Annotated in this window: 28 protein-coding genes; 21 read left to right on the forward strand and 7 right to left on the reverse strand. The window is 63.4% G+C overall.

The genetic code is table 11. From position 1 onward, the window contains the following. The 12 genes from M8744_RS16810 to M8744_RS16865 form a co-directional block, all read left to right on the forward strand. On the forward strand, window positions 1-378 hold a 378-nt coding region (locus tag M8744_RS16810), incomplete at its 5' end, for a hypothetical protein (RefSeq protein WP_251419907.1). Between the two features lie 249 nt (window positions 379-627). Continuing rightward, entirely contained in the window at window positions 628-3,492 is a 2,865-nt protein-coding gene (locus M8744_RS16815) for a monovalent cation/H+ antiporter subunit A (protein ID WP_251419908.1), read from the forward strand. A 1-nt stretch (window position 3,493) separates the two neighbouring features. Then, window positions 3,494-3,859 (forward strand): Na+/H+ antiporter subunit C, encoded by a 366-nt coding sequence (locus M8744_RS16820; protein WP_251419909.1) that lies wholly within the window; start codon window positions 3,494-3,496, stop codon window positions 3,857-3,859. Beyond that, the gene (locus M8744_RS16825; protein WP_251419911.1) at window positions 3,856-5,412 is read left to right on the forward strand and encodes a monovalent cation/H+ antiporter subunit D; all 1,557 of its coding nucleotides are present in this window, start codon (window positions 3,856-3,858) and stop codon (window positions 5,410-5,412) included. Before M8744_RS16820 ends, M8744_RS16825 begins: the two co-directional genes overlap by 4 nt. 3 nt (window positions 5,413-5,415) lie before the next feature. Beyond that, window positions 5,416-5,907 carry a Na+/H+ antiporter subunit E gene (locus M8744_RS16830; protein WP_251419913.1) on the forward strand — a complete coding sequence of 164 codons (492 nt, stop codon included), beginning with the start codon at window positions 5,416-5,418 and terminating at the stop codon, window positions 5,905-5,907. After that, window positions 5,904-6,173 carry a K+/H+ antiporter subunit F gene (locus M8744_RS16835; RefSeq protein ID WP_251419915.1) on the forward strand — a complete coding sequence of 90 codons (270 nt, stop codon included), beginning with the start codon at window positions 5,904-5,906 and terminating at the stop codon, window positions 6,171-6,173. Before M8744_RS16830 ends, M8744_RS16835 begins: the two co-directional genes overlap by 4 nt. Before the next feature lie 8 nt (window positions 6,174-6,181). Continuing rightward, entirely contained in the window at window positions 6,182-6,568 is a 387-nt protein-coding gene (locus tag M8744_RS16840) for a Na+/H+ antiporter subunit G (protein ID WP_251419916.1), read from the forward strand. Between the two features lie 18 nt (window positions 6,569-6,586). Next, window positions 6,587-7,201, forward strand: a complete 615-nt coding sequence (locus tag M8744_RS16845) for a VOC family protein (RefSeq protein ID WP_251419918.1) — start codon at window positions 6,587-6,589, stop codon at window positions 7,199-7,201. Further along, window positions 7,198-7,677, forward strand: coding sequence for a GNAT family N-acetyltransferase (locus tag M8744_RS16850; RefSeq protein ID WP_251419919.1), 480 nt, complete (start codon window positions 7,198-7,200; stop codon window positions 7,675-7,677). Before M8744_RS16845 ends, M8744_RS16850 begins: the two co-directional genes overlap by 4 nt. 41 nt (window positions 7,678-7,718) lie before the next feature. After that, window positions 7,719-8,402 (forward strand): molecular chaperone DjiA, encoded by a 684-nt coding sequence (locus M8744_RS16855; protein ID WP_251419920.1) that lies wholly within the window; start codon window positions 7,719-7,721, stop codon window positions 8,400-8,402. Further along, window positions 8,402-9,427: an endonuclease/exonuclease/phosphatase family protein gene (locus tag M8744_RS16860; protein ID WP_251419921.1), complete on the forward strand. Its 1,026-nt coding sequence runs from the start codon at window positions 8,402-8,404 to the stop codon at window positions 9,425-9,427. The genes M8744_RS16855 and M8744_RS16860 overlap by 1 nt, the downstream gene beginning before the upstream one ends. Before the next feature lie 48 nt (window positions 9,428-9,475). Further along, window positions 9,476-9,841: a hypothetical protein gene (locus tag M8744_RS16865; protein WP_251419922.1), complete on the forward strand. Its 366-nt coding sequence runs from the start codon at window positions 9,476-9,478 to the stop codon at window positions 9,839-9,841. 35 nt (window positions 9,842-9,876) lie between these two features. Here the strand turns inward: M8744_RS16865 and M8744_RS16870 are convergent, their stop codons facing one another. The 4 genes from M8744_RS16870 to M8744_RS16885 all read right to left on the reverse strand — a co-directional run bounded on the left by M8744_RS16870 (window position 9,877) and on the right by M8744_RS16885 (window position 15,571). Then, entirely contained in the window at window positions 9,877-11,433 is a 1,557-nt protein-coding gene (locus M8744_RS16870) for a Ppx/GppA family phosphatase (RefSeq protein ID WP_251419923.1), read from the reverse strand. Between the two features lie 124 nt (window positions 11,434-11,557). Next, window positions 11,558-13,732, reverse strand: coding sequence for an RNA degradosome polyphosphate kinase (locus M8744_RS16875; protein WP_251419924.1), 2,175 nt, complete (start codon window positions 13,730-13,732; stop codon window positions 11,558-11,560). A 97-nt stretch (window positions 13,733-13,829) separates the two neighbouring features. Further along, window positions 13,830-14,504, reverse strand: coding sequence for an HdaA/DnaA family protein (locus M8744_RS16880; protein WP_434481383.1), 675 nt, complete (start codon window positions 14,502-14,504; stop codon window positions 13,830-13,832). Continuing rightward, window positions 14,504-15,571, reverse strand: a complete 1,068-nt coding sequence (locus M8744_RS16885) for an AI-2E family transporter (protein WP_251419926.1) — start codon at window positions 15,569-15,571, stop codon at window positions 14,504-14,506. The genes M8744_RS16880 and M8744_RS16885 overlap by 1 nt, the downstream gene beginning before the upstream one ends. A 161-nt stretch (window positions 15,572-15,732) precedes the next feature. Between M8744_RS16885 and proS the strand changes: the two genes are divergently transcribed. From proS to M8744_RS16915, 6 genes are all read left to right on the forward strand, one after another. Continuing rightward, entirely contained in the window at window positions 15,733-17,085 is a 1,353-nt protein-coding gene (gene proS / locus M8744_RS16890; RefSeq protein WP_251419927.1) for a proline--tRNA ligase, read from the forward strand. Between the two features lie 62 nt (window positions 17,086-17,147). Next, window positions 17,148-18,104: a serine hydrolase domain-containing protein gene (locus M8744_RS16895; RefSeq protein WP_251419928.1), complete on the forward strand. Its 957-nt coding sequence runs from the start codon at window positions 17,148-17,150 to the stop codon at window positions 18,102-18,104. Beyond that, window positions 18,101-18,616: a DUF2937 family protein gene (locus M8744_RS16900; RefSeq protein WP_251419929.1), complete on the forward strand. Its 516-nt coding sequence runs from the start codon at window positions 18,101-18,103 to the stop codon at window positions 18,614-18,616. Before M8744_RS16895 ends, M8744_RS16900 begins: the two co-directional genes overlap by 4 nt. A gap of 131 nt (window positions 18,617-18,747) precedes the next feature. Beyond that, complete coding sequence (locus M8744_RS16905; protein WP_251419930.1) at window positions 18,748-19,020, forward strand: hypothetical protein; 273 nt, start codon at window positions 18,748-18,750, stop codon at window positions 19,018-19,020. 157 nt (window positions 19,021-19,177) lie between these two features. Beyond that, on the forward strand, window positions 19,178-20,428 hold the full coding sequence (locus M8744_RS16910) for a lipoprotein-releasing ABC transporter permease subunit (RefSeq protein ID WP_251419931.1): 1,251 nt from the start codon (window positions 19,178-19,180) through the stop codon (window positions 20,426-20,428). Then, complete coding sequence (locus M8744_RS16915; protein WP_251419932.1) at window positions 20,421-21,104, forward strand: ABC transporter ATP-binding protein; 684 nt, start codon at window positions 20,421-20,423, stop codon at window positions 21,102-21,104. Before M8744_RS16910 ends, M8744_RS16915 begins: the two co-directional genes overlap by 8 nt. Before the next feature lie 114 nt (window positions 21,105-21,218). On the opposite strand, the gene M8744_RS16920 is transcribed toward M8744_RS16915, so the two are convergent. Further along, window positions 21,219-21,662 (reverse strand): DMT family transporter, encoded by a 444-nt coding sequence (locus M8744_RS16920; RefSeq protein ID WP_251419933.1) that lies wholly within the window; start codon window positions 21,660-21,662, stop codon window positions 21,219-21,221. 72 nt (window positions 21,663-21,734) lie between these two features. Next, window positions 21,735-22,151 carry a PaaI family thioesterase gene (locus M8744_RS16925; protein ID WP_251419934.1) on the reverse strand — a complete coding sequence of 139 codons (417 nt, stop codon included), beginning with the start codon at window positions 22,149-22,151 and terminating at the stop codon, window positions 21,735-21,737. Window positions 22,152-22,285: 134 nt separating this feature from the next. Between M8744_RS16925 and M8744_RS16930 the strand changes: the two genes are divergently transcribed. From M8744_RS16930 to M8744_RS16940, 3 genes are read left to right on the forward strand one after another with little or no spacing between them, the layout of a single operon-like run. Then, on the forward strand, window positions 22,286-22,684 hold the full coding sequence (locus M8744_RS16930) for a c-type cytochrome (RefSeq protein ID WP_251419935.1): 399 nt from the start codon (window positions 22,286-22,288) through the stop codon (window positions 22,682-22,684). Between the two features lie 10 nt (window positions 22,685-22,694). Continuing rightward, complete coding sequence (locus tag M8744_RS16935; RefSeq protein WP_251419936.1) at window positions 22,695-23,087, forward strand: c-type cytochrome; 393 nt, start codon at window positions 22,695-22,697, stop codon at window positions 23,085-23,087. 16 nt (window positions 23,088-23,103) lie between these two features. Beyond that, window positions 23,104-23,508: a c-type cytochrome gene (locus tag M8744_RS16940; protein WP_251419937.1), complete on the forward strand. Its 405-nt coding sequence runs from the start codon at window positions 23,104-23,106 to the stop codon at window positions 23,506-23,508. Here the strand turns inward: M8744_RS16940 and M8744_RS16945 are convergent. After that, window positions 23,505-24,191, reverse strand: a complete 687-nt coding sequence (locus M8744_RS16945; protein WP_251419938.1) for a basic secretory family protein — start codon at window positions 24,189-24,191, stop codon at window positions 23,505-23,507. The two genes, M8744_RS16940 and M8744_RS16945, sit on opposite strands and share 4 nt — an antisense overlap. Window positions 24,192-24,271: the final 80 nt, after the last annotated feature.

Here is a 24,271-nt window from a genome sequence, read left to right on the forward strand (position 1 = left end):
GGGCGTCGGTCAACCAGAAGAGATCAGACATGTTCACCGCTCGTTTTTCGAACCGTGAATCACGCCGCCTCGCAGAAATCAATGGGTCCTGACCCTAAGCAATCCGCCGACGAAATCCGTCCGGATATTCGAGCGGCCACTCTAGATGATTTGCCCTTTACTTACACTCACCTTCGGCGGGTCGCCGAACATCTTGGTTTTTGGGACCAGCCACATGGAGACCTGCGCCATACTGGGTTCGATCACATCGCAGAACGGCCCATCTATTTCTTAGAGGGTCGTCGCGCGGTTGTAGCTTTCGCACAAGAAAACACACTGGAATTTATGGAAACATGCGCCTCTCAGGCAAATCTGGCGCGCTGGCTTCAGCAAAACTAAAGTGAATGGTCGCGCTATACATATCCAAAGGGCCGCGCCCGACCCTGGGTGGGCAATTCTGCCCACCTCCGCTCTCCATCCACCCCAAAACGCCCCCGTATCACCTTGAAACCCGACCAAAACCGTCATAATCGCCCTTCCCATGGGCGTTGTGGCCCCTATCTTGGGGCGCAATGACAGAAAACGCTTGTTCAAGGGGCGGGCCATCCGGTTTAAGTGGCCGCGTCATTTGCGGGACGGGGAGACGACATGACCAACGGCGGCAGCCTGCTACCCATCATTGCGCTTTTGCCCTTTCTCGGGGCCTTGGTGCCGGGGTTGATGATACGGGCGGGGCGTAACGCCTGCGCGACATTCACCGCCGTTCCGACCATCGCCGCGCTGGCCATGCTGGGCGTTCTGACGCCCGACGTGATGGCGGGCGAGGTGCTGAAGGCCGAGATCGAATGGCTGCCGCAACTGGGGCTTTCGGCCAGCTTTTTCCTTGACGGGCTGGGGCTGCTATTCGCCTTCATGATCCTGGGCGTCGGCCTGCTGATCACGCTTTACGCGCGGTTCTACCTGTCGGGCGATGACCCGATGGGCCAGTTCTATACTTACCTGCTGTTGTTCCAGGGCGCGATGCTGGGTATCGTGATTTCCGACAACATCCTGCTTTTGCTGATTTTCTGGGAGTTGACAAGCCTCAGCTCGTTCCTGCTGATCGGTTATTGGAAACACCTGCCCGAGGGCAGGCAGGGCGCGCGCATGGCGCTGGCGGTGACCGGCTCGGGCGGGTTGGCGATGATCGCGGGGATGCTGATCCTGGGCAATATCGTGGGCAGCTACAACCTGACCGATATCCTGGCGGCGGGCGACGTGATCCGCGCGTCGGATTGGTACCTGCCCGCGCTGATCCTGATCTTGCTGGGGGCTTTCACCAAGTCGGCGCAGTTCCCGTTCCATTTCTGGTTGCCGCATGCCATGGCCGCACCCACGCCGGTTTCGGCCTACCTGCACTCGGCCACGATGGTGAAGGCGGGCGTGTTCCTCATGGCGCGGATGTGGCCGGCGCTGGCGGGGACGGATGCGTGGTTTTACATCGTGTCGATCACCGGCCTGATAACCATGGTGCTGGGCGCGCTGATCGCGCTGTTCAAGGATGACCTGAAGGCGCTTTTGGCCTTTTCCACGGTCAGCCACCTGGGGCTTTTGACGATGCTCTTGGGGTTCGGCACCGAAAAGGCCGCCATCGCGGCGGTGTTTCACATCATCAACCACCTGACCTTCAAGGCGGCCTTGTTCATGACGGCGGGTATCGTCGACCATGAAACCCACACCCGCGATATCAAGCGGTTGGGCGGGTTGGCCAAGTTCATGCCGATTACCGCGCTGATCGGCACAGTCGCCGCGCTGTCGATGGCGGGGATACCGCTGTTCAACGGGTTCCTGTCAAAAGAGCTGATGCTGGAAGAGGCTGCGCATACTGCCTGGTACCAGAACGACTGGATCGTGCCCGCGCTGGCCACGCTGGGGGCGCTTTTGTCGGTGGCCTACAGCCTGCGTTTCATTTTCCACGTTTTCGCCGGCCCGGCGCGCGACGATTACCCCGCGCATCCGCATGACCCGCCCTTTGGCATGTATGCCGCGCCCGCGCTGCTTTGCGTGCTGGTGGTGGCAATCGGTGTGCTGCCGGGCCTTGCCTACCCGATGGTCAAGGTGGCCGCCCAGGCGGTGACGGGCCAGGAGCTGAATTTCTACCTCAAGATCTGGCATGGCGTGACGCCCGCGCTAATCATGTCGATCATTGCCGTTGTGGGCGGGGCGTTGCTGCTGGGGCTGCATCGGCCGCTGGCGCGTGCCTGGAATGCCGCCCCGCGCCCCGAGGCCAAGGCGATATTCGATGCGCTGATTTCCGCGCTCGTTCGCCTGTCGCGTGGCGTGACCGATGGTCTGCACAATGGCGCCATCAGCCGCTACCTGGCCATTTTCGTCGTGTCCACGGTGGGGCTGGTCTACGTGGCCTTTTCGGGCGGCACGCTCAGCCCGCCCACGCGCGAGATGCTGCCGGTGCCGCCTGTCGTCGCGGTCGGTTACGTGTTGTTGATCGCGTCGGCGCTGTTGGTCGTGCTGAACCACCACAACCGCTTTCGCGCGCTGGTACTGATCGGGGTGATCGGCTTGATGATCTCGGCCGGGTTCGTCTACCTGTCGGCCCCCGACCTGGCACTGACGCAGATTTCCGTTGAAACCGTCACGATCATGCTTTTGCTGCTGGCGCTGCATTTCCTGCCAAAGACCACGCCGCGTGAAAGCAGCGTCGGGCTGCGGCTGCGCGACGGGGTGATCGCCGTTGCAGCGGGCGCAGGCGTCGCCGCGCTGGCGATGGTGTTCCTGCTGCGCGATTTCGACCCGATCTCGGATTATCACCTGGCCAATTCCTATGAGGGTGGCGGCGGCACGAATGTCGTGAACGTGATCCTGGTCGATTTCCGCGGCTACGATACCTTTGGCGAGATCATCGTTCTTGGCATCGCGGGCCTGACCATTTTTGCGCTGATGGAGGCGTTGTTGAGCGGCCCGGCCGCGCGGCGTCTGCGCAACACCGATTACAGCCGGGATCGCTCGCGCGACCGGCACCCGTTGATGATGGTGGTGGCCACGCGGGCGATGTTGCCCATCGCAGTGATGGTCGGTGTCTACATCTTCTTGCGCGGGCACAACCAGCCGGGCGGTGGTTTTGTCGCGGGGCTGGTGATCTCGATCGCCTTGCTCATGCAATACATGGCCTCGGGCTTTGGCTGGACGCAGACGCGGCAACGGCTGGAATATCATACGATGATCGGCTGGGGCGTTCTGATCGCGGCGCTGACAGGGGTCGGCGCATGGCTGGGGGGCGCGCCCTTCCTGACCAGCATTTATGGCTACATCAAGCTGCCACTGATCGAGAAATTCGGCCTTGGCTCGGCCTTTGCCTTTGACCTGGGCGTGTTCCTGACGGTGTTGGGGGCGGTGATGCTGATGCTGTACAGCCTGTCGCGCATCGCGCGCTACGCGGGCGAAACGGTGAACGTGGAGCCGATGGATTATGACCCGTCGGGCAAGCGCGAACTCAAGAAACCGGAGGGCGAGTGAAATGGAGCTTTTGGTGGCAAGCGCGGTGGGCGTGCTGACCGCGAGCGGCGTTTACCTGATCCTGCGCCTTCGGGCCTTTCCGGTGATTCTGGGGCTGGCGCTACTGTCTTATGCCGTGAACGTGTTTCTATTCTCGACGGGGCGGTTGGCCATCAATGCGCCCCCGGTTCTACAGGCCTACGGTGACGCCAGCTATTCCGACCCGCTGCCGCAGGCGTTGGTGCTGACGGCGATCGTCATTTCCTTTGGCATGACGGCGGTTTTGGTGATGTTCGCGCTTGGGGCTTATCTCGAGGCGGAAGACGACAGCATAAACATGACCGAGACAGACGAGACCGAGACCACCGGCAAGGAGGGCGAGGCATGAGCCATTGGATTATCGCCCCGGTCGTGCTGCCAGCGATCCTGGCGCCGATCATCGCTTTCGTGATGCGGTATGATATTTCGCTGGCGCGCACGGCCTCGTTCGCGGGCACCATTGCGCTGGCGGCGATCTGTTTCGGGCTGACGGTCGCGGCGGCCGGTGGTGAAACCGTGTCCTACGAGTTGGGCAACTGGCCGGCGCCATTCGGTATCGTGCTGGTGCTCGACCGGCTTTCGGCGGTGATGTTGTTGTTGACCTCGGTTCTGGCCTTGGTTGTTCTGGTCCATGCGGTGGCCACCGGGTGGGATGCGCGCGGGCGGCATTTCCACGCCCTGTTCCAGTTTCAGCTCATGGGAATATTCGGCGCATTTCTGACCGGCGACGCCTTCAACCTGTTCGTCTTCTTCGAGGTACTTCTGATCGCCTCCTACGGCATGATGATCCACGGTGGCGGCAAGGTTCGGTTGCAGGCAGGGCTGCAATACGTGGTGATGAACCTGGCGGGGTCCACGTTGTTCCTGTTTGCGCTGGGCACGCTCTACGCGGCCACCGGAACGTTGAATATCGCGGACCTGGCCCAACGTGTGCAGGGCCTGCCGGTCGAGGATGCGGCGCTGGTGCGGGCAGCGGCGATGATGTTGATGATCGTGTTTGCCATCAAGGCCGCTCTGTTTCCGGTGCAGTTCTGGCTGCCGGCGACCTATTCCAACGCGCCCGCGCCGGTGGCGGCGCTTTTCGCCATCATGACCAAGGTGGGCGCTTATGCGATCATCCGGGTTCATACGGTTGTATTCGGCCCGGATGTGCCGGTGCTGTCGGGCGTGGTGGGTGACTGGTTGATGCCCGTGGCGCTGGTCACGGTGGCCATCGGGGCGGTGGGCGTGCTGGGTGCCTCGCGCCTGATGCCGCTGTTGTCCTTTTCGGTCATCGGCTCGATGGGCACCATGATGGTAGCGGTTGCCGCGTTCACCCCCGCAACGACCGCCGCGGCGCTGTATTACATGGTGCATTCCACCTTGTCCGCGGCGGCGCTGTTCCTGCTGGCCGACCTGGTCCTTGCGCGGCGCAACGGCGACCGGCTGCGCGCGCAATTGCCCACGGTTCAGAACGGGCTTTTCGCGGCGCTTTTCTTTGCAGGGGCCATCGGCATGGCGGGGATGCCGCCGCTGAGCGGGTTTCTGGGTAAGCTTCTGATCCTGGATGCGATGCAGGCCACGCCGCAGATGACGGCCGCGTTCGTGGCAATCTTGCTGGGTTCGCTTTTGACGATCGTGGGCTTCGCCCGCGCCGGCAGCGTGCTGTTCTGGAAATCGACCGGCCTTGCCCCGGCAGAGCCTGCCCCGAACCCCGACGATGGCGAGCCGCAGGAACTGGCGGACGCCCCGGCTCCGGCAGGCGTCATGTCCGTTGCGCCGACCGTGGCAGCGTTGGCGTTGCTGGGAGGGCTGGCCATCTTTGCCGGGCCGGTCAGCGCCTACCTGGGGGCCGCGGCCGACCAGCTATACGACAGCAGCGGATATATCTCGGCCGTGATGGGCCAGGGGACGGAGGGCTGATCTATGATGAAGCGCGTATTTCCCCACCCGTTGCTTAGCCTGGCGCTGCTCTTGGTCTGGCTGGGACTGGTCAACAAGGTCACGCCGGGCAACGTGGTGCTGGGCGCGATCCTCGGTATTGCCGTGCCTTTCGTCACCGGGCCCTACTGGCCGGGCCGGCCCATGATCGGGCGGCCGTTGCGCGTGGTCGAATATATCTTTGTCGTGCTTTGGGATATCGTCGTGGCCAATTTCCAGGTGGCCGCGATCATCCTTTTCAAACCGGAAAAGAACATTCGCTCGGCCTGGGTGACGGTGCCTATCGAACTGACATCGCCCGAGGCGATCACCGTGCTGGCGGGCACGATCACCATGACGCCGGGCACCGTATCCACCATGCTGTCAGCAGATAGCAGCGCGATCCTGGTACATTGCCTGCACGCCGACGACCCCGAGGCCGTGCGCGACCAGATCAAGCGCCGCTACGAATGGCGCCTGAAGGAGATTTTCCAATGATCACCTACGCCCTTTACTTTGCGTTCGGTTGTTTCGGCCTTGGGCTGTTGTTCAATCTCTGGCGTATCGCCACGGGCCCCGAAAACGCCGACAGGATCCTCGCGCTGGATACGATGGTGATCAATATAATCGCGCTGCTCATCCTCTACGGGATCTGGCAGGGCACGACCGTGTATTACGAGGCGTCGATGCTGGTGGCGATGGTGGGCTTTGTCTCGACCGTGGCCTATTGCCGCTTTGTTCTACGCGGCGACATCATCGAATAGGGGGCGGCATGGAACTGGCAACCGATATCCTTATTTCCTTTTTCCTGGTCCTGGCCGGGATTTTCGGCTTGGTCGGCTCGTTCGGGCTGGTCAAGCTGAAGGACACGATGCAGCGCCTGCATGCCCCCACCAAGGCGACAACGCTGGGTGTGGGGGGCGTGCTGATCGCCTCGATGCTGTATTTCCTGCTGGTCAAGGGCAGCCTCTCGTTTCACGAGTTGCTGATCACGCTTTTCCTGTTCCTGACCGCACCGATCAGCGCGCATTTCATTGCCAAGACCTTTGTTCAGGCCCGCATCAAGGAAAGCGACCTTCCGCCCACGGGGCGTGAATACGGCTGGTCCATCCATGACGACCCGCCGTTGGTCGACGATGACCGAAAGCCAGACGAATAACAGGCGAAAGGGCCCCGGATGCTGATGCTTGACCATATCGCCGTAGCGGCCGAAACGCTGGACGAGGGCCGCGCCCATCTTGAAAGCATGTTGGGGATCACGCTGAACGCCGGTGGGCATCACGCGGTCATGGGCACGCATAACCTGCTGACGGGGATGGAGGACGGGCTTTATTTCGAACTGATCGCGATCGACCCGGAGGCCGCCGCGCCAAACCGTCCGCGCTGGTTCGACCTTGACCGGTTTTCCGGCCCGCCGCGCCTGACGAACTGGATTTGCGGCACGGACGATATGGACGCCGCCCTTGCCGCACTGCCCGGGGCGGGGGAACCCTTGGAGGTGGAACGTGGTGACCTGCGCTGGCGAATGGGCGTGCCGGCAGATGGTGTGCTGCCTTTCGACAAGGTCCACCCCGCGTTGATCGAATGGCAGGGCGATGTTCACCCGGTGCAGCGGTTGCCGAACTCGGGGTTGCGGCTGCTCGAATTGCGGGTGATGCATCCGCGCGCTGACGCGTTGCGTGCCGCCCTTGCCCCGCATCTGTCGGAGTCGCGCGTCAGCTATGTCACGGCGCAGGCGCCGGGGCTGGAGGCCGTGCTGGACTCCCCATTGGGCCGAAAGGTTCTGCGGTGACGCCGCGCCCTGCGCAGCCGGGCGATGCGGCGGCCCTTTTGCCGATCGTCAACCATGTCATTCGTGACACCACCGTCACCTTTACCAATCGCGAAAAGACCGAAAGTGACATGCGCGACGAGATCGCGGCACGTGGCTCTGCCTTCCTGGTGGCCGAAGAGGCGGGGCATATCCTGGGCTATGCCAGCTATGCGCAGTTTCGTGGCGGCCCCGGTTATGCCCGCACGATGGAACATTCCATAGCGCTGGCCCCGGCGGCGCGGGGGCATGGGGTGGGCCGGGCCCTGATCGAGGCGATGTGCGACCAAGCCAGGGGGCAGGGCGTGCACGTGATGATCGGCGGGATCAGCGCCGAGAATGTCACCGGCCTGGCCTTTCACGGTCGGCTCGGATTCGTCGAAACCGGCCGTTTGCCGCAAGTCGGGTTCAAGTTCGGCCGCTATATTGACCTTGTATTCATGCAAAAATTTCTGTGATCCGCGCTGACAGCGGTATGCGCAAAGGTTACTCTGCAACCATGTCGATCTGGTCTCGCATATCCGACGCACTGTCCGCGCTCGCCAATGGCGAGCCGCTTTCGGCCGTGTTCGACAGGCTACGCACGCCGCCTGAACGCTCGGTCGCCTTCACCATCGCGGTGATTGCCCTGGGCGCCAAGATGGCCAAGGCTGATGGGCAGGTCACGCGGGACGAGGTTTCCGCCTTTCGAGAAGTTTTCCAGATTTCGCCCGAGGACGAGGTGCAGGCCGCCCGGGTTTTCAACCTTGCGCGGCAGGACGTCGCCGGGTTCGAGGATTACGCCCGCAAGATCAAGGCGATATTCGACCGCACCGAAGGGCCGTTTTGCGACCTCATGGAAGGGCTGTTTCACATCGCGATGGCTGACGGCACCTATCATCCGGCCGAGGACGCGTTCCTGGAGCGCGTCGCCGTGATCTTTGGCTTGCCCGAAAGCGATTTTCGCAGCTTGCGCGCGCGTTTCGTGCCCGACGCCGTGCCCGACCCCTATACCGTGCTGGGTGTCAGCCCGGACATGCCGATTGATGAGATCCGTCGCGCATGGAAGAAACTCGTGCGCGAAAATCACCCCGACGCGTTGACCGCGCGCGGCCTGCCGACCGAGGCGATCAAGATGGCCGAGCGCCGGATGAATGACATCAACGAGGCCTGGGACGAGATCAGCAAGGGCAAGGCCGCCTGATGCGCATCGCCACCTACAATGTCGAATGGTTCAACGCGCTGTTCGACGACGATGGAAACATGCTGGATGACAAGGGCTGGTCAGGGCGGCATGACGTGCGCCGCACCGATCAACTGGCCGCGCTGGGTATCGTGTTTACCGCGCTCAATGCCGATGCGGTCATGGTGATCGAGGCGCCCGATCACAACGGCCGCCGCGCCACGGTAGCCGCGCTGGAAAATTTCGCCAGTGCGTTTGACCTGCGGGCCCGCAAGGCAGTGATGGGTTTCCCCAACGATACGCAGCAGGAAATCGCGCTGCTTTTCGACCCGGACACGATGCAGGCGCAGCACGATCCGCTGGGCGACCCAACCGGCAAGAAGGGCCACACCGACAGCCCCCGGTTTGACGGGGTGTTTCGGATCGACCTGGATATTGACGCCACCGAGGACCTGGTGCGCTTTTCCAAGCCGCCGCTGGAACTGGCCGTGCAAACCGTGTCCGGCCGCAGCCTGCGGATGATCGGGGCACATCTGAAATCCAAGGCGCCGCACGGCGCGCATGACCGTGACGAGGTAATGCGCATCGCCATCGCCAACCGGCGCAAGCAACTGGCGCAGGCGATCTGGTTGCGTCAGCGGGTGGATGAGCTCCTGGCGCGAGGCGACTCGCTGATGGTATTGGGTGATTTGAACGATGGCCCCGGCCTTGACGAATATGAAAACCTGTTCGGGCGCTCGTCGGTGGAAATCGTCATGGGGCAGGATGGGCAGGCCGAGCTTTATGACCCGCACGCGCGCCGCGCGCTGCAACACGGCCTTGGGGGCACACCGACCTCGGCCCGGTTCTACCTGGGCAGCGAGAACCGGTATCTCCAGGCGCTGCTGGATTACATCATGATCTCTGATGACATGCGCGCATTGGCGCCGCGCTGGCGCATCTGGCACCCGTTTGACGACCCGGTGTGCTGGAAAACGCCCGAACTGCGCGACGCGCTGGTGATGGCGTCGGATCATTTTCCGGTATCGGTGGATATTGGCCTGTAATTCGGTGGGTGACTCAAAATCGTGACCCAACTGGTCTATATTGGCGTCATGAAACGTATCATCGCTGTTACCGTTCTTGCCTTTTTGCCGCTTGGGGCCGTCGCCGACGAAGCCGAGACCGAAGGCTATTCCCTCATGGAAGAGGGCGCGCGGATGTTTCTGCGCGGCATGATGGACGAGGCCGAGCCCGCATTGCGCGAGCTGCGCCGCTTTGTCGAGGACATGGAACCCGCCATGCGCGAATTCGTGCAAGAGATGGGGCCCGCCCTGAACGAACTGGCCGAGAAAATCGACGACCTGTCGAATTACCATCCGCCGGAGATGTTGCCCAATGGCGATATTATCTTGCGTCGCAAGGTGCCCATGCCAACGGTGCCGGATGCGCCCGGCGAAACGGGCGAGATCGAGCTTTAGGTGACAAGGGCCCGCGCTGTGGGCTGAAGCCCACCCTACGCGTTGCGGCTGGCGCGCCGCAGCTTGACGCGGGTCTCAGCACCAAGGGTTTCTGCCAGCGACAGAAACCGCGCCTCGGCCACCTCGCCAAAGAGTGGATCGGCCTCGCGGCTGAGCCAAAGCTCAAGCTCTTTTTTCTTGGGGAACCAGCGCAGTTCACCCATGGGCGCGCCTTGCAGCCAAAGCATCGCGCCAAACCGCATCGCCTTGCCCAGCACCTCGGCCTGGTGGATGTCCTTTTCCGCGATCAGGTCATAAACCGTGTCGAACCGCGTGCCGTTACGCTTGTTGGTGTAGCGGTGCATCAGCGCAAGCCCCAGGAACACGCGCTCGGCATGTTTCAACCCGCCAAGATTGGCGCGCGTGGCGTTGTCAAAGCAGACTTCGGCACGGTAGTCGGGATGGGCGCGCCAGCTGACATCATGCAGCAGGCAGGCGGCGCGGATCAGGCGCTTCCGATCATCCGAGGCGCCGGAGAACAGCGGCAGGATGAAATTGTAAAGCTGCCGGCCAAAGCCGGGCAGGCGGGCATCCTTGTCTTCGGCAAAGCGGCACGCTTCGATCAGCGGGTCGCGATCCCGAAGATCCTGCGGCATCTGTTCGTAAAGCATCCCCTCGCGGATGCCATAGCTGCTGATGGCGATATCGTGCGGCTTGAACTGCTTGATCACCTCTTTCAGCACCTCGGCTGCCAGCGGCACCAGCGCCATACGGCTTGAAGACACGCCCGCGCGGCTGCGCAGGTCGGCGGCATCCTCCTTCTCGATATACTTGACCGTTTCGCGCACCGATTTGCGGCTCATGCGGTATTCGTGCAGCACGTGAAGGGGGTAGCCGCGCCGCTCCATGTCGATCCGCGCGATGGCCCGCCAGGACCCGCCCACCAGGAACAGCCGGTTTTTCTGGGGGCCCATCTGCGCGGCCAGCTTTTCCAATGTCTCGCGGATATACTTTCGGCGCCCCTTCTTGCCGCCCTTGATCGAGGCCAGCTTCAACGGGCCGAGGGCCGAGGTTTCGCGCCGCCCCACCACGCCGCCGTTGATTTCGGCCAGTTCCATGGACGAGCCGCCGATATCGCAGACCAGCCCGTATGAACCCGGCCAACCCAGCAAAACGCCCTGCGCCGACAGGCGGGCCTCTTCTCGGCCGTCGATGACATGGATACGAAGCCCGGTTTCGCGCAGAACCTCGTCGCAGAAATCGGGCCCGTCCTCGGCGTCGCGCACGGCTGCCGTGGCCACGATGGTGAGCGGCGCGATGTCCATGCCGTTGGCGAGGTGCTTGAACCGGCGCAGGGCCGACAGCGCGCGTGCGCGCCCCTTGGGCGACAGCCGGCCCGTATCGCCCAACCCCTCGCCCAGGGCGCACATGATTTTTTCGTTGTAGAAATACGCCGGGCTGCGCGCCGCGCCGTCAAAAACCACCAGCCTGACCGAGTTCGACCCGACATCGACCACGCCAACCCGCGACAAGGCCCGCGCCTTGGGATCGTTGAACAGCGGCCTTCCGAAAGGCCCCCAGTCCGTGGGTGCCGCGCCGATCATATCGGTCATGTTGTTGGCTCCATGCCGTTTTGCCCGTTATGGCCGGGGCTGTGGCGAGGGTCAATCAACCTGATCGGGCAGGCAGGACATATGGCCAGGCCATCGCGCCCAAGCCGGCCCGCCCGCGCAAGACCTAGTCTTCGGTGTGGGTCAGCTTTGGCACGTCCTTGGCACCGGCGGACCCGCGCCCGGAAAGCGAGGGGTTTTCCATGAAGAACCGATGCGTGTTGAAGGCAAACTGCCCTTCCTTCAAAGGCGCGCGGTGAAAGCTGCCATCGGGTGACATCACCCAGGACTGCGCCACGTCGGCCAGGTTGGCCGCCATGATCTGGCTGACGATCTGTGCCTTGACTGTTGGGTTCTCGATATCCACCAGCGTTTCGACCCGGCGGTTGAGGTTGCGCCCCATCCAGTCGGCTGACGAGATGAAAACGCGCGCCTTCTTGCTGGGCAACCCGTGGCCGTTACCGAAACAGATGATTCTGGAATGTTCCAGGAACCGGCCGACAATGGATTTGACTCGGATATTGTCCGACAAGCCCTTGATGCCCGGGCGCAGACCGCAAATGCCGCGAATGACACAGTCGATCCTGACACCGGCGCGACTGGCTGCGTAAAGCGCGTCGATCATGTCCGGCTCGATCAGGGAATTCATCTTGATCCAGATCTGCGCGGGCCGACCGGCGCGGGCATGTTCGGCCTCGGCGGCGATCATTTCAAGCATCTTGGGCTTCAGGCTATGGGGGCTGATCGACAGGTTTTCCAAGCCTTCGGGCTTGGCATAGCCAGACAGGTAATTGAACACCTTGGTCGCATCGCGCCCCAACGCCGGGTCGCAGGTGAAAAACGACAGGTCGGTATAAATCTTGGCGGTGATGGGGTGATAATTGCCCGTGCCGTAATGGGTATACGTGACCAGCTTGTCGCCCTCGCGCCGGACCACCGTTGAAATCTTGGCGTGGGTTTTCCAATCGACGAACCCGTAAACCACATGCGCGCCCGCGCGCTCCAGCCGCCGCGACTGGCGGATGTTGGCGGCCTCGTCGAACCGCGCCTTCAGTTCGACCAGCGCGGTGACGGATTTGCCGTCTTCGGCGGCCTCGCACAGCGCCTCGACAATGGGCGAGTTGCGCGAGGTTCGGTAAAGCGTTTGCTTGATCGCCACCACATCCGGGTCGCGCGCGGCCTGCTGCAAAAAGCGCACGACCATGTCGAAGGTTTCATAAGGATGGTGCAGGAGCATGTCTTTCTGCCGGATCGCGGCGAACATGTCGCCATCGAAATCCTGCACCCGTTCGGGCACGCGCGGGGTGAAGGGCGGCCAAAGAAGGTCGTGCCGGCTGTCGAGCACCAGTTCCTTTACATCGGCAATGCCGATCATGCCGTCGACCTCGACCACCTCGTCGGGGGTGACGTGCAACTCTTCCATGATGACGGCTTTCAACGCCTCGGGGGCGCCGGCCGAGATCTTCATGCGCACCACTTCGCCGCGGCGGCGGCGTTTCAGCGCCACCTCGAATTCGCGAACCAGGTCTTCGGCTTCTTCTTCAAGTTCCAGGTCGCTGTCGCGCAGCACACGAAAGGCACAATGCCCCTTCAGCGTGTAGCCCGGAAACAGGCTGTCGAGATGGAGCAGCAACAACTCCTCGAGCGGCAGGAACCGGTGCTGCCCCTCGTCAGAGGGCAGGGCCACGAAGCGATCGATCTGGTGGGGGATCGGCAGCAGCGCCTGCAGCGCGCGCCTGTCGGATTGGCGGTGCAGTTGCAGCGCCAGTGAAAAGCCCGTGTTGGGGATGAAAGGGAAGGGGTGCGCCGGATCGATCGCCAGCGGCGAAAGAACGGGAAACACGTTGGTCAGGAACAATTCCTCGAGATAGGCCAGGTCCGCCTTGGTCAGATCGCTTGGTTCCAGCAGATTGATCCGTTCGTTCGCCATTTCCCCGCGCAGCGTGGTGAAGATGCGTTGCTGCGCCTTCATCAGGTTGCGCGCATCTTCGTTGATCAGCACCAGTTGCTCGGCCGGGGTCAGCCCATCGGCTGCGGGGGTGGTATTGCCGGCATGGGCCAGTTCGCGCAGGCCCGCGACGCGCACGGTATAGAACTCGTCCAGGTTGGCGGCCGAGATCGACAGGAAACGCACCCGCTCCAACAGCGGCACGCGAAGGTTCTTGGCCTCTTCCAGAACACGCCAGTTAAAGCCGAGCCAGCTCATTTCCCGGTTGAAAAACCGCCCCGGTCCGGTCTGGTCCAGATCGGGCAGTTCAATGGCGGGAGGGAGCGGGGCTTTGAGAAAATCTGCGCTGTCCATGGGCGGTGTATCGGTCCTTTCCGTGACGGTTACGTGACGGGGCCACGAGGTACTGCGAAAAAAGGTGCACCCGTGCAGGGCGCTTGTCCAGTGGGTGTTACGTCGCCATCTGTGTCAGGACGCGGCGCACCAGCGGCGCCGTGATGGGGCGCTTTTCGGCCAGGGCCACCCGGTCGATTTCGGCCACCACGGCGCGCGCGGTGGCAAAATCGCGGGTCATGTGGCGCAGCAGATGATTCAGGGCCTCCGGGCTGGGGGCAACCTGCCTGTCGGCAAAAAGTTTCAGCAAAACGGCCCCCAACAAACGGTCATCCGGCGGCGACAGCGTGGCGGTCTGGGTGCCCTGCATCCGGCTTTGCAGGTCAGGCAGGCGCAGCCCCCAGCGCTGCGCCGGGCCGGTGGCGGTGACAAGCAGGCTGTGCCCTTCGGCCAGGACAAGGTTGTGCAGGTGAAACAGCGCCTCCTCGGCGGTGCGCTCGCCCGCGATGTCCTCGGCATCCTCGATCGCGACCGGCGCTTTTGCCAGCGCGGGAATGTCGGCCCCGCACAGATCGCGCGCGACGATGATGCGCGCGCCGCTGTCCTGTGCCCAGACATGCGCGAGATGCGTCTTGCCCGCGCCCTCGGGGCCGATCAGCAAAAGTTTGCGGCTTGGCCAGTTCTGCCAGTTCTCGATCATCGCCACGGCCATGGCGTTGGCGGGCGAGACAAAGAAATCCTCTCGCGCCCGCGCGGTGCGCACGGGCAGGTCGAATCCCAGTTGCTGTCCCATCATTCGCCGGACTGATCCGACAGCCCGCGATACAGGCGACTATCCTTGTAGTTGCCGATCAGGAACCGGGTGACGACGCCAATGGCGGCGGCCACGGGCACGGCCACCAGCATTCCGACGAAGCCGAAAAGCGTGCCAAAGACCGAAAGGGCAAACAGCAGCCAGACCGGGTGCAACCCGACCGATCCGCCTACCAGCTTGGGCGTCAGGATATTTCCCTCGATCACCTGGCCCAGAACGAAGATGGCCGCGATCAGGCCAAGCGTCAGCCAATCGCCCCAGAACTGGAACAGGCCCAGCCCGATGGCCAGCGCGCCCCCGACCAGCGCCCCGACATAGGGGATGAAGGTGATCAGCCCCGCGATAAAGCCCACGACCAGCCCGAATTGAAGCCCCACCAGCATCAGCGCTATGGCGTAATAGGTGCCCAGGATCAGGCAGACAGTGCCCATGCCCCGGATGAAACTGGCGATCACGCCGTCGATTTCGCCGGCCAACTGGCGGATCACCGGTGCGTGGTCGCGCGGCAGCAGTTCGTCGATGCGGGCGATCATGCGGTCCCAATCGTAAAGCAGGTAAAAGGCCACCACCGGAACGATCACGAAAAGCATGATCACGTTGATCACCGACGCCGCGGAATTCACCACGGATTCAAGCAGTTGCCCGCCCCGGTCGCGGATCGTCTCGCCCAGCGAGGCCAGCGATTCACGCAAGACCGATCCCTCGTCCATTATCCCTGGAAAGCGGGTATTTAGAAACTCCAGCAGATCGCGGAACAGCTGCGGCGCGGTTTCAAACAGGTTGATCGTCTGGTTGACGAGCGATGGTATGACCAGCAGCGCCAGCACGATGAAAACAATCACAGCCACCAGCGTGATGATCGCCGTCGCCACCGCGCGGCTTGTGCCCAAGCGTTCCAGTCGGTCGGCGACGGGATCAAGGAAATAGGCAACCGCCCCGCCCAGCACGAAGGGCAGGATCACATCGCCGAGAAACCACAGCGCCAAAACGAACACCGCTGCGGCGATGCCCCAGTATTTCATCTGTGTGCCGACGGGCAGGGCCATGCGCGACTCCGGAAACTCCTGTCCTTCATATGTCTATCGGTCGGCAATAAGTTGCAAGGGGCAAGGCAAACGGCGCTTGCCCCGGGGGTGGAATCGCCGCCCCTTGTCTGGCACCCGGTGACAAGCTAGGAAACGCCAACCCTGTTTGCACGAGGATCATCATGCGCCTGAGCCGCTATTTCCTGCCCGTTCTGAAAGAAACGCCCGCCGAGGCGCAGATTGTCAGCCACCGTTTCATGCTGCGTGCCGGCATGATCAAGCAGGCCAGCGCCGGAATCTACTCCTGGCTGCCGCTCGGTTTCAAGGTGCTGCGCAAGATCGAGAACATCGTGCACGAGGAACAGCTGCGCGCCGGCCACCTGCCGATGTTGATGCCGACCCTGCAATCGGCCGACCTGTGGCGTGAATCCGGCCGCTACGACGATTACGGCCAGGAAATGCTGCGGATGAAGGACCGGCACGACCGCGACATGCTGTTCACGCCGACCGCCGAGGAACTGATCACCGACATCTTCCGCGGCCATGTCAGCAGCTACCGCGACCTGCCGCTGACCATGTATCAGATCCAGTGGAAATTCCGCGACGAGATCCGCCCCCGCTTCGGCGTGATGCGGGGCCGCGAATTCCTGATGAAGGACGGCTATAATTTCGACCTGACGAAAGAGGATGCGCTGCACGCTTACAATCGTCACCTCGTCAGCTACCTGCGCACGTATGAACGCATGGGGCTGCAGGCCATCCCGATGCGCGCCGACAGCGGCCCCATCGGGGGCGATGACACGCATGAATTCCTTGTGCTGGCGGAAACCGGCGAATCCGAGGTGTTCTATGACAGCGAGATCACCGAATTGAAATTCGGCGATCGGGACATTGATTACACCTCGAAAGAGCAATGCCACGCTGTGCTGGAGGAATTCACCAGCCGCTACGCGCGCACCGACGAAACCCATGACGAGGCCCTGTTCAACCAGGTTCCCGAAGCGCGCCGCCGCGTGGCAAGGGGTATCGAAGTCGGCCAGATATTCTATTTCGGCACCAAGTATTCCGAGGCCATGGGCGCCACGGTGCAGGGCCCCGATGGCAAGGCGGTGCCGGTGCACATGGGCAGCCACGGAATCGGCGTGTCGCGCCTTGTCGGTGCGATTATCGAGGCCAGCCATGACGAGCGCGGCATCATCTGGCCCGAGGGCGTTACGCCCTTCCACGTGGGCATCGTGAACCTGAAAACCGGCGATGCCGAGGCGGATGCCGCGTGCGAAACCCTCTATGCCGCGCTGACGGCCAAGGGGCTGGAGCCGCTTTACGACGACACCGACGAGCGCGCGGGCGGCAAGTTCGCCACGATGGACCTGATCGGCCTGCCCTGGCGTATCACGGTAGGCCCGCGTGGCCTGAAGAACGGCGTGGTCGAGTTGACCTGTCGCCGTACCGGCGAAAGCGAGGAAATGAGCCCCGAGGCGGCGATTGACCGCGTGGCGCAAATTTTCGCGCCGCACATGGTGCGTGGCCTGTAACCCGCGCGGGCGGGTTGGATCGGCACGCTGCTTGCTGCTAGGCTTGGTCCGTGATGCGACGCATGTTGTCCCTTTTTGCGCTGGCGTTTTTCGGGTCTGCCGCCCCCGCGTCGGCCGACCCGCTTGACGCGTTTCAGGCGTGGGCCAAGGCGCAAGGTGCACGGGATACCGCCATGGCGGTGGTGCGCGATGGCGCGCTCATCCACGCGCGCGACGCTGACACCCCGCGCGACCTTGCGTCGAACTCCAAGGCGATCACCGCGCTTTGTGTCCGCTCGCTGGTCGAAGATGGCCTGCTGTCCTGGGGCAGCCCGATTTCGGAGGTGCTGGGCGCGGATGCACCCGCCGGCACCGTGGCCGAGCTGGTCACGCACAGCGCCGGGATCGCGCCCGACAGCACCCAGCTGCGCATGGGCTTCTGGCTGAACGAGGATGCGCCGCGCCATGCCCATGTCACGCGGATCGTGCAGGATCGCAAGCGACAAAAGGGCACCCGAGGCGCGTTTATTTACAACAACGAGAATTACGCGCTGCTGGGCCGGATCGTCGAAATCACCACCGGGCAAAGCTACGCGGCGGCCTGCCGCGCGCGGGTGCTGGCCCCGGCCGGCGTTTCCGGGGTGCTATCCCCGCGTTTCGGCGCTTTCGCGGGCTGGGGTGGCTGGCGCATGAGCATGGCCGATCATGCCCGGTTGATTGCCCACTGGTTCGGACCAGAAGGCGCCGTGGGGGCCAATCCGCTGGCCGCGCCGCATTTCGAACGGGGCGATGGGGCCGCATACGGGCTGGGCATGAATTACCGCACCGAGGCCGCAGGGCGCGTCATGTCGCATGCCGGCGCGATCGCGATCCCCTTCGGGCCAAAGACCGGGGCCTTTGTTTTGCGGCTGGCCGACGGCACGGTGGCGTCAATGGCCTATGACGTCGCGGTCGCCAAACCGGACCAGTTTCGCGCTTTGGCCCAGGCGCTCTCGGCGGCGCTATCGCCGATGGCAGCCGGCGAGGACCAGGATCAATGATCTTTCGAAGCCTTACACTCGTAAGCGGTCTTGTCGGGGCGCTGGGACTTTCGCAATTCCCTGCCTATTCCCAGCAGTATACCCAGCGCCTGGGAGGCGCGGTGGACGAGCTGGCCCGCGTGGTGGATGATTTCGACGCCTCGGCCACCGCCGCCGGGTTGAGCCGCGAGGCCGCGCTGGACCAGATGGCCGGCTCTGCCTTTCTGGAGTATCGCCGCGCCGACATGGCTCGCACCTTCGAACGGCACGGGCGGCTTTCCGCCGACCTGGATGCGCTGCGCGCGGCGGGGCCGTTCATGCGGGCCTATCACGCCGCGCGGCTGACCGACACGCAGATTGCCGCCCGTGCCTGGCACGATTACCGCCCGGCCTTGCCACTGGATTTTGCGGGGTTGGTTTTTGCCCTCGCGGGGTTCGTCACCGTCGGCGGCGCGTTCTCGGCGTTTTTATCGCTGCTGCGTGGGGCCTTGCGCCGGCACAGGCACTCCAGGGGATTGTCGCGGATCGGGTAAGGCATTGTTTCGTAATGCATGCTTGTGCAGGGCGGCGCTTTTCTGACAGATTGTGGCGAAATAATGGTGCGATGCCCGCGGTATTAGACCCGTGGTGACAACCGCGCCGAAACCGGAAGGACAGGTGCCACATGATGTTTGCACATTGCGATGACCATGGGGCTGCCCTTGCCGATGCACTGCATGTTTCCGAAAGCCTGAATGGCCGGGTGGTCATCCCGGTGTCGGACCGCGAACGTGGCACGGTTGTCGTGATGCACCAGAGCGACGCGGAAAAGGCGCCTGAGATCACTTATGACCATACAGATGATGGGCACCTGTGCTTGTGTCTGCGTGGGGGCGAAGTCGTCTTGCAAGGGCTGTCGGACCCGTCGCAGGTGTGCATGGTGCTGGCTACACAGTAGCCACGGGGCCAAATCGGCGCGCATCTTTGCCGACCTGTGCCGCGCGGCTTGACCGCGCGCGGTCAAACGCCCAATGTCGCGCTGAAATTCCCGACGGAGATATCCAGTGCCGCAGCCGCGACTTTCGCAGACCGCGCCCTTTTCTCGCTTTGAATGGATGATCGCCTGGCGCTACCTGCGTGCCAAGCGCGCCGAGGGCGGTGTCAGCGTGATGACGTGGATCAGCCTGATCGGCATCACGCTTGCCGTGTTCGCGCTGATCGCCACGCTGGCGGTACGCTCTGGGTTTCGCGCGGAGTTCGTCGACACGATCCTGGGCGCCAATGCCCATGTTACCATTTACAACCTGGGTGAGGTCGACCCCCAGACAGGTGCGATAGACCGTACCTTGCCCGACTACACCGAGATGGCCGCCCGCGTGGCCGATGTGCCCGGCGTGATCCGCGTGGCCCCGCTGATCAAGGGGCAGGTCATGGCCAATGCGCGCAATCGCAACGCGGGAATCGAGGTGTTCGGCATCGCGCCGGAAGATCTCAGGTCGATCCCCCGGATCGGCCAGGGCGATGCCCACGAGGGCCGCGTGGAAGATTTCGCCGACGGGATCGCCGTCGGCTCGGGCGTGGCGCGCGAGTTGAACGTATCGCTTGGCGACACGATCAAGATCATCAGCCCCAATGGCGTGAAAACCCCCTTTGGCACCAAGCCGCGGGTCAACGCCTATCCCGTCACCTACATTTTCAGCGCGGGCCGCTGGGATATCGACCGCACGCGCGTTTACATGCCCTTCGACGAGGCGCAGGTTTTCTTTAATCGCGAGGGCGTGGCCGACGAACTTGAGGTGATGGTCGAAGAACCCGAAGAGGTCGACAAGCTGATGATGCCGCTGTTGAATGCCGCCGGAGAGCGCGCGCAACTATGGACGTGGCGCGATGCATCGGGCGGGTTTCTAAATGCGCTCGAAATCGAGGACAGGGTGATGTTCGTGATCCTGGCGATCCTTGTGCTGATCGCGACGATGAACATCGTCTCGGGTCTGATCATGTTGGTAAAGAACAAGGGCCGCGACATCGGCATATTGCGCACCATGGGCCTGACCGAGGGGTCGGTGCTGCGGGTGTTTTTCATCTGCGGGGCCTTTACCGGGCTAATCGGCACGGCGCTGGGCGTAATCCTTGGTTGCCTTTTCGCGATCTATATCGACCCCATTTTTGCCTTCGTCAACGGGCTGTCCGGGGGCAACGCCTGGGACCCGTCCATTCGCGGGATCTATTACCTGCCCGCCAAGCTGGAGCTTTCGGACGTGGCAAGCGCGGTTGCGCTGTCGCTGGGCCTGTCTTTCGTTGTCACGATATTCCCGGCGCGGCGTGCCGCGCGTATGAACCCGGTTGAGGCGTTGCGGTATGAATGATCCGGTGCTGACGCTCAAGGGCGTGACAAAGACCTATAGCAAGGGCAAGCCCGGCGCGGTCGAGGTGCTGCGCGGTGTCGATCTGAGCGTTGGCCGCGGCGAGGTGGTGGCACTCGTGGCGCCCTCGGGCGCGGGCAAGTCTACCCTGCTGCACATCGCCGGGCTGCTCGATACGCCCGACGAGGGTTCGGTCATGATAGGCGGGAACGAAATGGTGGGCCTGTCGGACAGGCGGCGCACGATCGTTCGGCGCAACGACGTGGGGTTCGTCTACCAGTTCCATCACCTGCTGCCCGAATTCTCGGCTTTGGAGAATATCGTTCTGCCGCAGCTTGCGCGCGGCGTGCCCAAGGACGAGGCGCGGCTGCGCGCGCTGGACCTGATGGCGCGCGTGGGCGTGGCCGAACGGGCCGAGCATCGCCCCGCCGCCTTGTCGGGCGGGGAGCAGCAGCGCGTAGCCTTTTGCCGGGCCTTGGCCAACGAACCGCGGCTGTTGTTGGCCGACGAGCCCACGGGCAACCTGGACCCTGAAACATCCGATACGGTGTTTGCCGCGCTGATGGACCTTGTGCGTGCCACCGGCCTGTCGGCCCTGATCGCCACCCATAACATGGCGTTGGCGGCCCGGATGGATCGTGTTTTGCGGCTGGACAAGGGTGGTCTTAGCCAGGGTTGACCGCTTGGAATTCTGACCGGCCAGGCCCGGCGCATTCCGGCAATTTCATGGGGTTGTCCCGCGCGGCCCTTGCGCCGCTTGCTAAAGCTCGTCGTCTGTTCGTCCCGATGGCACTCAGGCTCGCTGCGTCAGGAAAACCCCGGCCGCCATCAGGGCTATGCCGCCCGCGCGGGTCAGGCTGACTGGGCTGACACGCGCGCCGAACAGCCCGAAATGGTCGATCAGCGCGGCGCTGAGCAATTGCCCCAGCAGTACGAAGAACACCGCGTTGCCAACCCCGAAATGCGGCGCGATGAAAGTGATCGACAAGATGTAAAAGGCCACCAGTAGCCCCGCCAGCATCAGGTGCCGCGGCGCGCTGGCCAAGGCCAGGATCGGGCGCGGCCCCGTCAGCACCAGAACCACCAGGCTCGTCAGCAGCGCCACGCAGAAAAGCACCACCGCCGCCGCCACGGGTGAACCCAGCCGGGCGCCCAGTTGCGCGTTCAAGGCCGCCAGGACGGGAATGCCAATTCCGGCGGCCAGCATCGTCAGCGCGTAGAAATGAGTGGGTTGCATCGTGGTCTTTCCTGCGTTCCGTTATCGGGGGGCTTGAACATGTGACGTTCGCGCAATCGCCTGCGTGGCCCGTTACACTTGGGGTTTGAAGAACGTCGCGGTGGCCTGTGCCACCAGCTTGTCGCCCGGCGCGGTCAGCAAGTCGGCGCGCGCGAAAATCAGCGCCTTGCCGGCCCGCACCACATGCGCCTCGCAGCGCAGGCGTTCGCCGGTGCCGGGGCGCAGGAATTGCGTGTCGAGGTTGGTGGTGGCCACTGGCAGAGGCGCGCCCAGGTGGGCAAAACAGGCAAACACCATCGAGGTATCCGCAAGCGTGGCCTGCGCCTGCCCGCTGACGATGCCGCCCACGCGCGCGATCTGGTCGGTTATGGGAATCGACAGGGTGGCGCGGTCGGTGCCCATTATGTCGACACGAATATCCAGTGCACGCACCCAGGGCGCAAAGCTCTGCTCGAGGATTTTCTCTGCTTCGGCCACCGAAACTGTCATGCCGTCTTGTCCTTTCTGCCGTCCGGGGTGCACCATGGCGCGGTTGCACGCGCTTGTCACCCATGATCCAGATCAATGCATGAATGCGCGACGGTTGCGACACATTGTCAAGGAGCATCCCCGGGGAGGTAGGAATGAACCGCGCGATTGTCATCTTGGGCGCCACGCTGGCCGTGGCGGCCTGCGTGGCTGACAGGCCGCGCTCTGATCCGGGGCAAGCGGTGTTCGACAGCCTGTGCGCTGCCTGCCACGGATCGGGCGGGCAGGGGGATGGTCGGGTGGCGACCGATCTGCCGGTGCCGCCCGCCGACCTCACGGCCCTGGCCGCGGCAAATGGCGGGACGTTCCCGCGCGAGGCGGTGATGGCGCAGGTTTACGGTAAACTTGGGCGCTATCATGATTCGATCATGCCAGAGTACGGACCGCTTTTCGATGGCGCCACGGTGACTGTTGCCAGCGCCGATGGCAGACAGGTAGAAAGACCGCGCGCGCTGGTCGAGCTTGTCGATTACGTTGAAACGCTGCAGCAATAAGGATATCGCCATGAAAGCTATTCTTCTCCTGGTGCTGGCCGCATGGCCCATGGCCGTGGCCGCGCAGGATGCCGAAGAGGGGGCGGGCTTGTACATGCAACGTTGCGCCAGTTGTCATGGCGCCGAGGCGCGGGGCAACGGACCAATGGCGCCGGTGCTTCTTGTGCAGCCCACGGACCTGACGCAGCTTGCCGCCGGCAACGATGCCGCGTTTCCGATGCTTCGGGTGATCCGCCGCATCGACGGGCGCGATCCGCTGGTCAGCCATGGCAGCGACATGCCGGTTTATGGTGAGCTGTTCGAAGGCGACGACACCGCGCTGAAACTGCCCTCGGGCCAATTGGTGATGACCAGCCGGCCCATTGCGGATCTGATCGTCTTCCTTCAGGCTATCCAGGATTAAAGCAGGGAGAACAGGAATGTTGCGCGCGATTGCAGGCTTTTGTCTGGGCGGGGCGGTGCTGGCGGCCTGCGCCGTGGCCGAGATGCCCGAACCACCCGAGGGACAGGCGCTTTTCATGGAAAACTGTGCATTGTGCCATGGCGCCGATGGGCGCGGCGGTGGCGAAATCGCCGATGGGATGCAACCTGCGCCGTCGGACCTGACCCGGATCTCGGCGCGCAATGGCGGGACATTTCCCCGCGCGCAGGTTTTGTCGCAGATCGACGGGTACACCCGCATGGATCGCACCGAGGAGATGCCGGAATTCGGCCTGCTTCTACGTGGTGATACCGTGCCGGTCGATGTGGGCGACGGGCAGCTGACACCGGTGCCGCGCCCCCTGGCGGCGGTGGCGCTCTACCTCGAGTCCATCCAGCGTTAACGGCAGATGCCCCGCGTCTTTGCCCCCGGCCAGGGCAGGCGCACCCGTGGGCGGCTGATCGCGCGGTCAAGACCGTTCAGCGGCATTTCCGCGCTAATCATCTCGCGCAGCCGGGCCGTGCGCGGGGCGTCCGGGTCCAACAGGCGGCAGCAGACATATTCTTCCATGATCGCGCCCTGCTGTTCATAGCCGTAATCGAGGAAACGCGCCGTGTTCTCGACATCGAAAAGATAGGGGTCGGGATTGCCCGAATGTTCGCCCGCGCCCTTGAGCGGGTGGTATTTCGTGCGCGCGCGGTTTTGCCATTGCCAGACATGCACCATCTCGTGGGCGAACATCATGGCATCCAGCAGGTCTATCCGATCCGGAAAGCCCTTCATGAAATCGTCGCGGTAGAGGTCACGGCGATAGAACACGCGATTGAACAGAACCGCCGCGCCGGGCGAGACGGTGACGGTTTCGCCGCGCGAGGGTGGAAATATCCGCTCGCTGCAACTCAGGCGCGGGCGAACGGGGCGTTGATAGGTGAACGACCCCGCGACCAACCCGTCATGAAAGCGTACGCGCGCGGGGTTCACCGTGTCCCCGTGCAGGGCGGTGGCGAAGGCAACCTCGTTTTCCGTCATGGGGCGCCCGCAGGCGGCCAGAAGGATCACGCAGGCGGTAAGGATCAGGGCGCGCATGGTCGAACAGTTGCCCGCCGGCACGGCAAGATCAAGTGCGTAGACCGGGGTTGGCCGGCCGCGATGGGTTTTTCGTCGCC

This window comes from Lutimaribacter degradans, from assembly GCF_023703375.1.
Lineage (GTDB): Bacteria > Pseudomonadota > Alphaproteobacteria > Rhodobacterales > Rhodobacteraceae > Lutimaribacter > Lutimaribacter degradans.